9 protein-coding genes and 1 tRNA gene are annotated in these 13440 nt (G+C 55.8%); 7 read left to right on the top strand and 3 right to left on the bottom strand.

The annotated features are described in order from the left end of the window. Positions 1-188: 188 nt before the first annotated feature. Positions 189-2597 (top strand): PSD1 and planctomycete cytochrome C domain-containing protein, encoded by a 2409-nt coding sequence (locus tag Fuma_RS09040; protein ID WP_083731914.1) that lies wholly within the window; start codon positions 189-191, stop codon positions 2595-2597. A gap of 33 nt (positions 2598-2630) precedes the next feature. Here the strand turns inward: Fuma_RS09040 and Fuma_RS35185 are convergent, their stop codons facing one another. Together Fuma_RS35185 and Fuma_RS35180 are read right to left on the bottom strand one after the other, a co-directional pair. Further along, a complete protein-coding gene (locus Fuma_RS35185) occupies positions 2631-3176 on the bottom strand; it encodes a reverse transcriptase domain-containing protein (RefSeq protein ID WP_218922414.1) in 546 nt (181 codons plus the stop codon). A 44-nt stretch (positions 3177-3220) separates the two neighbouring features. Continuing rightward, on the bottom strand, positions 3221-3982 hold the full coding sequence (locus Fuma_RS35180) for an RNA-dependent RNA polymerase family protein (protein WP_158520916.1): 762 nt from the start codon (positions 3980-3982) through the stop codon (positions 3221-3223). 265 nt (positions 3983-4247) lie between these two features. Between Fuma_RS35180 and Fuma_RS09025 the strand changes: the two genes are divergently transcribed. The 6 genes from Fuma_RS09025 to Fuma_RS09000 all read left to right on the top strand — a co-directional run bounded on the left by Fuma_RS09025 (position 4248) and on the right by Fuma_RS09000 (position 13137). Further along, a complete protein-coding gene (locus Fuma_RS09025; RefSeq protein WP_077023843.1) occupies positions 4248-4472 on the top strand; it encodes a hypothetical protein in 225 nt (74 codons plus the stop codon). A 98-nt stretch (positions 4473-4570) separates the two neighbouring features. Next, positions 4571-7030, top strand: coding sequence for a M1 family metallopeptidase (locus Fuma_RS09020; RefSeq protein ID WP_077023842.1), 2460 nt, complete (start codon positions 4571-4573; stop codon positions 7028-7030). A 4-nt stretch (positions 7031-7034) separates the two neighbouring features. Next, positions 7035-7673: a DUF6702 family protein gene (locus Fuma_RS09015; RefSeq protein ID WP_077023841.1), complete on the top strand. Its 639-nt coding sequence runs from the start codon at positions 7035-7037 to the stop codon at positions 7671-7673. Positions 7674-7742: 69 nt separating this feature from the next. Continuing rightward, positions 7743-9242, top strand: coding sequence for a sulfatase family protein (locus tag Fuma_RS09010; protein ID WP_077023840.1), 1500 nt, complete (start codon positions 7743-7745; stop codon positions 9240-9242). 379 nt (positions 9243-9621) lie between these two features. Then, the gene (locus tag Fuma_RS09005) at positions 9622-11505 is read left to right on the top strand and encodes a hypothetical protein (protein ID WP_077023839.1); all 1884 of its coding nucleotides are present in this window, start codon (positions 9622-9624) and stop codon (positions 11503-11505) included. Positions 11506-11691: 186 nt separating this feature from the next. Continuing rightward, positions 11692-13137, top strand: a complete 1446-nt coding sequence (locus Fuma_RS09000; RefSeq protein ID WP_077023838.1) for an ankyrin repeat domain-containing protein — start codon at positions 11692-11694, stop codon at positions 13135-13137. 207 nt (positions 13138-13344) lie between these two features. On the opposite strand, the gene Fuma_RS08995 is transcribed toward Fuma_RS09000, so the two are convergent. After that, positions 13345-13418: transfer RNA gene (locus Fuma_RS08995), tRNA-Arg, on the bottom strand. Positions 13419-13440: the final 22 nt, after the last annotated feature.

Here is a 13440-nt window from a genome sequence, read left to right as displayed (position 1 = left end):
CTTGCTACAGACCTGAAGTGTAGCCAGGGTTGGGCTAAGCGAAGCGAAGGAAACGCCGGGGTACCACGGTGCAATCCATGAATCGCCATTCGCAAGCCGCATTCGCACTTTAACCTCGTTGCTGGAGACCGTATCATCTGGTCCCCGCCGATTCTCTTCCCGCCATTCATTTTGTGTTGGAGTCGTTCATGCGAATGAACTTCAGACCGCTGCCACTTCCGTTGATTCTTGCCGCTGCACTGCCGTGCCTATCGTCGTCTTCATTGCTGGCGTTGGACGAAGTTCCGGAAACGGCCGCTTCTGCAGCAGCGATTGAACACTTCGAGAAGAAGATTCGGCCGCTGCTGAGTGCTCGGTGCTACTCATGCCACTCAGCCAAAGCGAAAACGGTGCATGGTGGGTTGTTGCTGGATTCGGCAGCAGGCATCGCCAAGGGTGGCGACAGCGGACCGGCCATTTCTCCGAAAACGCCGGACGAAAGCTTGCTGCTGACCGTTCTGAAATACAGCGATGATGACATTCAAATGCCGCCGAAAGGCAAACTTCCGGACGACGAGATCGCTCTTCTGACCGACTGGGTTCGCCGCGGCGCCGTGTTTCCGAAATCGGACGACGCCGTCATGCTGATGGACGACGGCATCGATTTCGACGAAGGCCGAAAGTTCTGGTCGTTTCAACCGGCCAACGAACAGCCGTTACCAGATGTGCGCCACAAGACATGGCCCGCTCAGCGGATGGATCACTTTCTGTTGGCAGCGATGGAACAAAATGATCTACAACCGTCCCCCGAAGCGGGAAAAGCAACACTGCTGCGGCGGTTGAGTTTCGACTTAACCGGGCTGCCGCCTGCGCCGGAAGACGTCGAGGCCTTTCTGCTCGACAACCGACCGGACGCCTACGAACGCCAGGTGGACCGCCTGCTGCAGTCGCCACAATTCGGCGAACGATGGGCGCGCTTCTGGCTCGACCTGGCTCGCTACACAGACAAAACCGCGTCCTGGCTGGACTCCACCGGTGACGCTCATCTGTATCGAGATTGGATCGTTCAGGCCATGAACCAGGACATGCCGTACGACGAATTCGTCAAGCGGCAACTGGCGACGGACATGATGCCGTCAACAGGCCCCGAAGATCTTCCGGCACTCGGCTTTCTGGGCCTCAGCCCCAATTACTGGAAGGAGCTGAAGCTGCCGTGTGAAATCATTAAAGTCATTGTCGCCGACGAATGGGAAGAACGAGTCGACGCTGTGACTCGGACGTACCTGGGCCTGACCGTCGCGTGTGCTCGCTGCCACGATCACAAATTCGATCCCATCAGCACGGAAGACTATTACGCACTGGCTGGCATCTTTGCCAGCTGTCGAATCGCCGGCCGACCGACGATCGAAGAAGAACTTTACGAACCTGTCAAAGAGGCAAAATCGAAGGTCGAGGGGCTGCAAAAGACATTGGCATCGCTGAAAAAGAAGAAGCCGGTTCCGACCGAAAAAATCAACGAACTGACTCAGCAGATAAAAATCATCGAAGAATCCACACCTTACTACAACACGCCAGTTGCGACCGTCATGGTCGAAGAATCGCTTCACGTGGTTCGCGCAGGCAAGCGAGCGGACGAAGGGTCGACGTTGGACTATCGACCTGAGCCGCAGGATTTGAATTTGTTTATTCGCGGCAATCCAAATCGACTGGGCGACGTTGTTCCACGACGGTTTCTCACCGTCTTGTCGCCTTCCTCATCATCGCCACAGCGTTTTAACAACGGCAGCGGACGCCTCGAACTGGCCGAAGCCATCACCTCGGACGCCGCATCACTGACCGCGCGAGTGATCGTGAACCGGATCTGGGGGCGATATTTTGGGCAAGGGCTTGTCACAACGCCGAGCAACTTTGGACAACTCGGCGCTCGCCCATCGCATCCGGAACTGCTGGACGATATGGCGGCGCGGTTCATCAAAAACGGCTGGTCACTGAAAACGCTGCATCGAGAAATTGTGCTTTCCGCCACGTATAGGCAATCCAGTAATCCTGACGCGGCAGACATGAATGTCGATCCGGACAACCGACTGCTTTCTCGAATGCCACGTCGTCGACTGGACTACGAACAATGGCGCGACGCAATGTTGCTTTCGTCCGGCCAACTCGACCAAACGCTCGGCGGCCCAGCGGTGACGCTTGACGACAATAACAACCATCGCAGAACGCTGTACGCAACCGTTCACCGGCGAGACATGTCGAATGTCTTGCTTAGCCACGACTTCCCCGATCCAACGTCGCATAGTCCAATGCGACAGCAGACCACCACGGCTCTGCAGGGCCTGTATGCACTGAATGGCCCGCTGCTAAGCCACCAGGCGGATGCCCTGGCCGCTCGTTTGATCAGCGATTGCGAAACGGATGAAGCGCGTATTGATCGAGCCTACCATCTGCTGTTCTCGCGGCCGCCAACGAACCGTGAGCGACAGCTTGGCCTGGCGTTTCTGCAGGACACCGGCGAACCGGCTGACGGTGAATCTGCTGCTGGTGACCAAGCGGCCGACGCATGGCCGAAGTACGCTCATGTGCTGTTAATGTCGAATGAATTTGCATACGTCGATTAGCGCTGCAGGCCCAAACGGGCGTTAGTGATCGTCTCATGTAATCGCATTAAACAGATGCCGCAGCCGTTTGCCCCGCACCGGATTGACCGACGCGACGTGCGCGACTCGGCGCTGTAGATGAGCTTGAAAGTTGGCGTGCTGCTCGCGGTTTTGCGAAGCCGGTCCGTGGTGTTTGCAGTTTGTCAGAATGGCCTTCAGCCGGTCGAAGTCGCGACGCGATATGTTGGCTCGTTCATTCACCACCAGCCCGGTGACTGTCTGGCGTTGATCGTGCTTCATCACCAGCGTTTTGCGATTGCGGATTTCAAAACCTTCATTGTGCGCAATCGCCAGCACACCAACACGAAACCGACTCAGCGTGGACATAAAGCGAGCGTCGCCGCTGAAAATCAGGTCGTCCGCATACCGAGAATAGCGCCCACCGAACGTTGCTGTCAGCCCCGCCAGCCGACAGTCCAGCGACCACGCGCACAGGTTTGCCAGCGCCGGAGACGTGGGGGCTCCCTGAGGCAAGTGAGCCTGGAACAGCCGCGCGTATTTACGTCGCAGGCCTTGCGGATCATCGCCGGCTTCAGACACTCCGTCCGTCACTCCCTGCCACGTTTTATTGGTGCACAAGCCGGTTAATAGCCGAGCCACATGAAGCGGGTAACCGGCTGTGCGAAAAATTCCCAACACGCGAGCCGCTCGGATGGAAGGAAGGAAACCTGCAGGTCGATTCGCATGACGACGTGTTGCCCTGCGTGCAACGTTGCTGCCGTCAAGGGCGAGCGTCCAGGGCAATACGCGTGAGCCGCTGCATGAACGGGAATGTGTGCCAGCACGTTCGTCGCAATCCAACGTTGAGCGGCCTTGAGTGTTTGCTTGGGCGCTTCGACAAGGCGGTGTCCACCGCTTGATTTCCGAATCCAGTGATAACGATAGTTGCGCAGTTTTTCCTGTTCGACGCGGTGTTCCCAGCCAAGACAGTCGGCGAGCCACGGTAACCTGGTGACATCGACTTCTAACCTCTCCGCCAATTGACCGGTCGTGACGATGGCCGGTACTTTCCATGTCGCCGCCGCGTGGTTGGTTGGCGACATGGGAGTCGGGGGCAAGTCCAGCCAGTTAAACCGCGACACCATACGATTAATCGCAGGCATCGATCGCTGAACAATCTGCGCAACAGCCCAATGCCTTCTTAGCGTTCGAACCAGCTTCTCCTCCGTTGGCGGCAGCACGGAATCAGCAGTGATCGCAAAAACGGCATGCACCAGGCGTTGCGGCCACTTCGACCGTTTGGTGTTCGCACCAAGATGGATGTGCAATCGGTGCAGCACGGATTCTCGATCCCATGCACCGTTTCGCATGATGGCGGAAAGTACCCTGGCGGATTTTCTGTTCACGACCGCCTCCAGAAAGAAAAGTGTCCTTCGAGGCAAATGGCGCCTCGAAGGACAGCGATCTCATTCACTTGCGAGTTGTGAAAGTGTCAATCCACCGTCGAAGGCGGTGCGAAGACACTTTCGGTGCAATGTGCTGGTAAGAAGATAGACCATGGGGTAACCCCACAGCCGTGTCCACGGGCAAACCCGTTCGACACACAGACTGAATGCGAGACCGTGATTTTAACCGTACCGCAAACCGCAGAACGTTTCGAGTCCTTTTAGATTGCTAACTTCGAAGAGCGGGCCTCATGTTCGTCAGCGGGCGGCTCGTCTGGCGATGCAAATCCTTCTGCGGCGATCTGATGAAGTTGGCCCGACTGCGACGACCTTCGGCCGATGTGTCCCAGCGATTCCGTTGAGTTTTCCGTTTCCGACGGCGACGGGAACCATTCAGCCGACTCAGCAATTGCTTAAAGAATGGAGTGCCGATCGCTCACGCATCGTTTGACCTGCTGGCGGAGTACGGTATTTTGAACAGCATTGAGAGTCTGCGCAGTCCGCTGCGTCTGGCGGAGCTTGAAACAACAGTCGCTTGAGGATCCACGTATGAAGCCATCGTCGCGCTATTTGGCCGTTTTGACTGCGTTTTCCTGTGTCATTGCGGTTTCAACCGTGCCTGACAGCCTGTTCGCTCAGTCGATCGTCAACCGTAAAAATTCCGCCCCGGACGCATTCCGACAGCTGGAAGAAGTGCTGCCCACCGCGAATGCTTACCGCAATGCTTCGGGAGCTCCCGGACACGAGTACTGGCAGCAGAAGGTCGATTACGACATCCAGGTCGAACTTCACGATGACACTCAGAAGATTACTGGCTCTGAGGTCATTACTTACCAAAACAATTCGCCAGACACGCTGACGTATATGTGGCTGCAACTGGATGCGAATCGCTTCCACCCGAATTCGAACGCCAACCGACATCGCACGGCTCCGTCGATTGGCGACCGGATGACTTTTGATGCTTTGGACAGCATGCTGGAAGCCACCACATTTGCCGGTGGAACAAAGATTCTGGAAGTCGCCGACAGCAGCAACGGGAACAAGTTAAAGCACACGATCGTCGGCACCAACATGCGAGTCGACCTGCCCGCTCCGTTGCCCAGCGGAGATACGTTTCGCTTTAAGGTGCGTTGGAAGTACAACATCACCGACGCAACCGTAATTCGAGCTCGAGGCGGCTTTGAGCACTTCGAAAAAGACGGCAACAACATCTACGAGATCGCTCAATGGTTTCCGCGCCTCTGTGCCTATTCTGATGCGACCGGCTGGCAGCACAAAGAATTCCTGGGCAAGGGCGAGTTCACTCTGGAGTTCGGCGATTACGTTGTCCGCATCACCGTACCTTCTGACCACATCGTCGCGTCAACCGGCGAACTCATGAACCCGGAAGACGTGCTTACGGAGACTCAGCGCGAGCGGCTCAAGGAAGCAGCAAAAGCAGATGACCCCATGTTCATTGTGACTCCGGATGAAGCGAAGAAAAATCAGAGCGAAGTCGCCGAGGACAAGAAGACATGGATCTTTAACGCAAAAAACGTCCGCGACTTTGCGTTTGCATCGTCTCGCAAATTCATCTGGGACGCCGTTGGTCATAACAGTGGCGGCAACCATGTGATGGCGATGTCGTACTACCCCAACGAAGCTGAACCGTTGTGGAGCAAGTATTCGACTCAGTCCATCGTTCACACGATGGAAGTGTATTCGAAGTACACCTTCCGGTATCCGTATCCAGTTGCCATTTCAGTAAACGGCCCGGTCTACGGGATGGAATATCCGATGATCTGCTTCAACGGTCCTCGCCCTGAAGAAGACGGGACGTACACCAAACGCACAAAGTACGCTTTGATCTCGGTGATTATTCACGAAGTCGGCCACAACTATTTTCCGATGATCGTGAATTCAGACGAACGCCAATGGACGTGGATGGATGAGGGCCTGAATTCGTTTCTGCAGTATCTGGCCGAAGTCGAGTGGGAAGACGACTATCCGTCGCGTGGCGGTGAGCCCAAGAGGATCACGGGCTACATGAAAAGTTCGAACCAGGTTCCGATCATGACGAATTCGGAGTCGATTTTGCAGTTCGGCCCGAACGCGTATTCCAAGCCAGCAACAGCGCTGAACATTCTTCGCGAAACAGTGATTGGTCGCGAAGGGTTCGACTTTGCGTTCAAAACGTACTCCGAACGCTGGATGTTCAAGCGGCCCTACCCGGCTGACTTTTTTCGCAGCATGGAAGATGCGTCCGGCGTCGACCTCGACTGGTTTTGGCGAGGCTGGTTTTACAGCACGGATCATGTTGACATCGCGATTGCGGGAGTCAACCACTACCAGATCGACGACGGCAACCCGTCGTCCAACAGCAAACGAAAACGACAGGAACGCGATGACGAACCCGAAACGATTTCGGAACAGCGAAACAAGCCGCTCAAGAAGCGTATACATCGCTACCCGGAATTGAAAGACTTCTACAACAGCTACGACGACCTTGCTGTGTCCGACGACGACAAGAAGAAGTTTTCGAAATACCTGAAGGATCTGACGCCCGAACAACGAAAAATGGTGGGCCTGGAAACTCACTTTTACATCGTCGATCTACAGAACAAAGGCGGCCTGGTCATGCCGGTCGTGATCCGCGTCACTCATGAAGATGAATCCACGCGTGAAATTCGTCTGCCTGCGGAAATCTGGGTGAAGAATGCGAATCAGACGTCACATCTGATCTTGTCTGAGCAGCCAATCGTGTCGTTACAGCTTGACCCGCACAATGAAACGGCGGACACCGACAGCAGCAATAACCACTTCCCGCCAAAGATGAAGCAGAGTCGCTTTAAGCTTTACAAGAGCAGCAAGTCGAAAAACGAAATGCAAAAAGCGGGCCTCGGCAAAAAGCCGGACGCTGACAAAAAGGACGCTGACAAAAAGGACGACGACGACAAGGACGAAAAGTCTGAAGCAAAGTCAAAGGACAAAGAGGCGAAGAAGAAGTCTGACAGTAAGAAAGAGGAGTAAAGTTATGAATTCGCGCTTTTTCGTCGTCGCTGCTTCTCTGTTGTTTGCGGGTTCAAACGCATGGGCGCATCCGTTCCATTCTTCGACAACCGAAATCGAATGGAATGCGTCGTCCGGAAAATTCGAAGTCGCAATGCGGTTGCGGATTGCCGACCTGGAAGACGCTCTGTCTGCCATCGAAAAGCGGCGTGTAAATGTCGAAACAGACCCGGACCGCGAACGTTTTGTGAAAGCGTACCTGCAGAAGCATTTCTCGATCGGCCATCGCAAAGACGAAAAGTGCTTGCTGCACTGGGTGGGCATGGAACTGGAACTGCACGATGCGTGGGTGTACTTCGAAGCAGAAGTGGCTGGCAAACCGTCACAACCAGCAAATCAACAAACGGCCGACACGCCCAAGCTAGTTGAACCAGCAACGGCAACAGTAAAGTCCTGGGACGAATTGTTCCGTCGTCGGGATTTGTCATCGACCGCAGGTGACCGCGACACGAAGGCGGCGCCGCCCATCCATGTTCGCTGCTCTGTCCTTCTGGATCTGCAGCCGGAACAGGAGAACGTCGTCACCGTGACTGTGGATTCGGATACCGAAACGGCATTGCTGAACGGTAAGGTGCGGACAGCCGTGCTGTTTCCGCGGAAGTAAGACGCGTCCACAAAAGCGTCGTTCGTCAACGATCTGTCGGTTCCATTATTCTCGCGACCAGAGGTTACCATGACCGCTATCCTGCCCTGCGTCCGTCAGCTTCTCGCAATCTGCCTGACCGTGGTTTCCGCTTCGGTCGCGGCCGAACGGCCGAATATTGTGTGGATTGTTGTCGACGACATGTCGGCCAACTTTTCGTGCTATGGCGAGACCGCGATTCAAACGCCAAACGTCGATCAGCTCGCTCGTGACGGAGTGCGGTTCACGAACGCATACGTGACGGCGCCGGTGTGTTCGACTTGTCGGTCGGCGTTCATCACGGGCATGTATCAAACTTCGATCGGAGCTCACCATCATCGCAGTGGGCGAGGCGAAAAGAAGATTCGACTGCCGAAATACATCAAGCTGGTGCCGCAGATGTTTCAGGACGCCGGCTATCACACGTCTTTGGGAAGCTGGCCGAACACCAGGAAAGGGCGGCTTGGCAAAACGGACTACAACTTCGAATGGGACGAAGCCGTTTACAACGGCAACGACTGGGCCACTCGCAAAGACGGGCAACCCTTCTTCCACCAGATTCAGACGCCGGGCGGCAAACGTCGCGGTGGAACTCTTGCATCCGCTCGCCGCTTTCAGAAAAAGTGTGAGGAGATCTTTGGCAGCGCGACACCGGTTAGCAAAGTCACATTGCCGCCCTACTACCCGAATGATCCTGTGCTGCTGGAAGACTGGGCCGCGTATCTGGACTGTTGTCGCTATACCGACAAGCTCGTCGGCGAAGTGGTCGCTCGGCTTAAAGACGAAGGACTTCTGGACAGCACCGTCATTCTGTTCATGACGGACCACGGCATCAGCCACGCTCGCGGAAAGCAGTTCCTGTACGACGAAGGTATTCATGTTCCACTGGTCATCAAAGGACCGGGCATCACTGCCGGAGACACTCGCAATGACCTTGTGGAACACATCGACATCGCGGCTTTGTCGCTGAACCTTGCTGGAATCCCGATCCCGGAATACATGCAGGCTCGAGATATCCTGGCGGCCGACTATCAGCCACGGGACGCTGTGTTTTCCGCTCGAGACCGCTGTGACGAAACGGTTGAGCACCTTCGCAGCGTCAGGACGAAGCGGTTCAAGTACATTCGCAACTTTCTGCCACAACGACCGATGCTGCAGCCGTGCGCCTACAAGGACGCCAAGTCAATCCTGATCGCATTAAGGGAAGCTCACAAAAACGGTGAGCTGAATGACCTGCAGGAAAAGCTGTTGTTCAGTGAACCCCGTCCGCCGGAAGAACTCTACGACCTGCAAACGGATCCGCACGAACTGGATAACCTCGCCGACGATCCAAAGCACGCCGCCACGCTCACAGAGTTGCGACAGCGGCTTGACGACTGGATGGAAGCGACCAACGACCTTGGCCGGGAACCGGAATCGACCGAGATGTTCGACAGCGACATGCAGGTCTACGTCGACGGCCTTCGCAACCGCAAACAGGATCCCGCTCACCTGCAAACGATCCTGGACAACATCGCTTTAATGAAGCGTTGGGCAGCAGAAGGCAAATGACGCCCCTCTGCATGCTGTAAGACGCGAAGACTGGGAGGTTTGCGGGGCGGTTTTGGTTCCCCGACTGCCTTTGGGGCATGCGTCAGCTCCGTCCATGCAGATCAGTTTCTGGGAGGCAAGTGAACGGCTTATCAAGGTCGGGACTGCCCTAATGCTGACAGTTGTGGAACTTAATACGGGATTTTCCGATTACGCAGGATCGGCTGTCTTGCATTTTTCGGTGCCTTGCGCGATTCTGGGGCCTTGGGCGGCGCAAGCAGGTGAGTGTGCGGTTTTTGCAGGTTGATCAGATTCCGCCCGGTTCTACCGATACTCACCGTTGTAACAAGTGCCGCCAAAGAGCTCACTTAGGCCGAGCAAACACCGGAGTTACCACACAATGCTCTACAGTTCCTACCTTTCCAGATTTCGCCTGTTAGCCCTTTTGGGCATCGCGGCCGCCGCGGGGAATGCTTATGCGTTCCAGGAGAAGACAGACCTTGCGGTCGGCTACGAAGAGGACGTTCTGGATGTACCGGAAACGTACGACCCGTTAGTTGGCGAAAAGCCAACCGCAACACGAGTTGCTCAGGAAGCCGCTCGCCTTGCCGAAATGGCTGGCGAAGAAGTCGGCGAGCAAGTCAGCACACTTGTCCGTGCCCTGTTTGACGGCGAGAAATCCGACGACGAGCGTCTGGAAGCAGTCGCCGAATTGAAGAACCTGATTCCGCAGTTCGAATCTGGTGAGCGCGTGCAACGTGCATTGGGACGTCAGTTACGGCGCCGAGTCAATCTGGCTGAGGCCGTTTTGACGGGCCTGAAGCAGACGCCTGAAGCCGATGAAGCTCGGGATCTGGCGAATGAGTTTCTGGTTCGCGCGGCCGTCGATTTTGAAATGGGCAACCGCCGAGCTCACGCAACCATCGTTCGTCAGAACTACCACGCTTTGCGAAAGTACCCAACGCTGTTCTCCAAAGTCAGCAGCGTCTTCGCTCGTGATTTCTTCAATTACAATCTGCACTTCGTTCTATCAGAGCCAATGATGTCGCGTTTGGTGTCTGACTACCGAACAGAATCAGGCGGCGTGGCCGACTGCATTCTGGGAGCCTGGGTGACGGGCTGTCAGGTAACGGACACAATGATCCGAGCCGACATTAAGCCAAGTGTTGGAACCGCCGCCTTCGACATCATTGTCGATGGTCGAACCGTGACCAATACTCAAGGTGTAAAATCGCCCGCGACAATTTACACGCATGGCGACCATCCGTTTACGATTCAAAAACCGGTTTACTTCGACGGTCAGCATATCTCAAGCGGCAACGCGACGATCGATATCAACGTTCGCAACACGACGACGGGTATCGCGACCAAGTTTGACCGAATCCCTATTCTTCGAGGCATCGTTCGCAACATTGCGGCAAAGGAAGTCGCCAAAAAGAAACCTCAAACCGACGCCATCGCCGCTCGCAAAATGGCGGACCGCGCACTGCCACGGTTTGAGAGCGAAGTGGGACAGAAGTTTTCCGAAGCGAACCACAACATTCAGTCCAATATCATGCAGAACCTGCAGGATAAAGGCATCAAACCTTCAGCGTTCAGCGCTCGATCCAGCAACACTCATCTGGCTGTGAGTTCTCGCACGATCGCGTCTGAAACACTGGCGGCACCTCGTCCACCGACCACCCCAGCCCCTCGGCGAGGCCTCGCGATTCAGTTGCACCAGTCAGCAGTCAATGCGTCCATCGACGCTCTGAACCTGTCCGGCAAAATGACGCCATCTCAGGTCATCGGACGTATCGAAGAAGCACTGGAAGATTTGTTGAAGCGACCTGTGGCAATCAAACGAGACAACGTCGATGACTCAACACTGTTCGATTTCAGCCCGTCCGATCCGGTACGAGTGCGATTCACCGAAGACGGTGTCGTGATCATTTTGCGAACTGGATTCATTCAGCTGGACAAGGACCGCACGGTTCCACGACACCTGCTGGAAATTCCAATGGGCATCGAACTTCGGAACGGACAGCTTGTTCTGATTCCACCAGAAACAGACACTCGCAGCGTGATCGCTCTCAGACCTCAACTGATTGAAGGCCGTGCGTCGCCACGGACCGTAATTCAGGCGAGAACCGTCATCAAAGAGTTGTTGGAGAAAACCTTTACCGAGCCGGAAATCGAAGTCGATTCCAATCTGGACCTGGTCATGGGTGACGGAACGAATCTCCGACTCCAAATCACGCGGTTCGAACCGAACGACGGTTGGCTCACAGTTGTGATGCAGTAACGTTCTGTACGTCGCTGTCTGAAGCGACGCAGAGACCACATGTGCAGATGAAGCTCGGCAGCAAATGCCGAGCTTCTTTGCGTTTGAGACCTCGTTTGTGCATCATGTGGTGTAAGGCGTTCAGCTTCGCGATGGGTTGGTCGCCGCACTCGGACCATCGAACCGCCGTATTGCGGAGGCATCCACATGCACCATTGGTTACTCATTCTTTTGGCATGCCTAACGACCACGGCATCCGTTGCCGCGGGTGATCAATCCACCGTTGCAGACGCTGCCGAGCAACAGGATGTGAAGCTGGTCCGAAAGCACATCGCTGACGGTGCCGATGTGAATGCCGGTCAACCGGATGGCATGACAGCATTGCACTGGGCGGTGTATCACGACGACCTGCCGCTCACGACATTGTTGATCGAATCCAACGCCGACGTTGCCGCAACAAATCGCTACGACGTCGCCCCGTTGTCAATTGCGTGTACCAACGGCAACACCAAAATCGTCTCGCTGCTGCTGGAACATTCAGCCGACGCCAACGTCGCTCGGCCCGGCAACGAAACCGCGTTGATGACGGCCGCTCGCACCGGTCGCCCCAAACCTGTTCGCTTGTTGTTAAAGCACGGCGCGAAAGTTGAAGCCACCGACTGGCGCGGCCAGACAGCATTGATGTGGGCCGCAGCCGAAGGGCATGAGGAAGTCGTTAAGTTGCTGCTTAAAGCCGGTGCTGACCCCGAACGGCGGCTGAAATCGGGATTCACACCGCTGTTCTTTGCCGTACGACAAGGGCAAACGGCGGCGGTGTTCGCTCTGCTTGAAGCTGGATGTGACGTCAACGCCGTCATGCAACCTAAAATTGGCGGCGCGAAAGCACCCCGCAAAGGCATGAGCCCCCTGATCCTGGCGGTTGAGAACGGACACTTCGAACTCGCCAGCAAGCTCCTTGACGCAGGTGCAGATCCCAACGACCTCCGGTCCGGCTTTAGTGCTTTACACACGCTAACCTGGGTGCGCAAACCCAATCGCGGCGACAGCGCAGACGGCGACCCGTCGCCTATCGGTTCCGGATCCGTCACCAGCCTGCAACTGGTCGAAAAGCTTGCGGCGGCAGGAGCGGACGTCAACCTGCGTTTGAAAGGTGGTCGGTCCGGGCGTGGCCGATTGAATCAAAAAGGCATGACGCCGTTTCTGATGGCCGCCGACACAGCCGATCTGGCACTCATGAAGTTGTTGCAGAAACTTGGTGCCGACCCACACATTCCCAACGCCGATAACTGCACGTCATTGATGGCCGCCGCCGGAATCGGCTCACTCGCGCCGGGCGAAGAAGCAGGAACAGAAGACGAGGCGCTGGCAGCAGTCGAATACCTGCTTCAACAGGGCAGCGACATCAATGCAACAGACGACAACGGAGAAACGACCATGCACGGCGCGGCTTATAAAAGTCTTCCACGCATGGTCAAGTACCTTGCAGAACACGGGGCCGATATCGACATCTGGAACCGCAAAAACAAATACGGCTGGACACCGTTGCAAATCGCAGAAGGACATCGCCCAGGCAACTTCAAACCCGCTCCAGCAACACTCGAAGCGATCAAGAGGGTCATAGACGCAGCCAGGAAAACCCCGACCGGAAAATAGCCGCCTGAAACCCCACTCCAACGGCATCTCGCAATGGCGAACCAATCGATCGTCCGCAGCGAGTCGAATAGCCCGCCGGACAAGCCGTCAGCACGTTGCCCTCGCGAGTTGCGTGGCAAATCTCGCCTGCCCCGGAACCGCTCACCCAGCGAGAGAAATTGGGGAACACATTCCCGTGAAAATTGGGCACTTCCGAATCAGCAATAATATCCCCGGCAGGACTCGAACCTGCTACCTTGGCTTTAGGAAAGCCACGCTCTATCCAGATGAGCTACGGGGACTTGTGAGTTTTTCCAATGTTTT

Source organism: Fuerstiella marisgermanici (assembly GCF_001983935.1).
In the GTDB taxonomy this organism is placed as follows: Bacteria; Planctomycetota; Planctomycetia; order Planctomycetales; family Planctomycetaceae; genus Fuerstiella; species Fuerstiella marisgermanici.
This window is presented reverse-complemented; position numbering and strand designations above follow the sequence as displayed.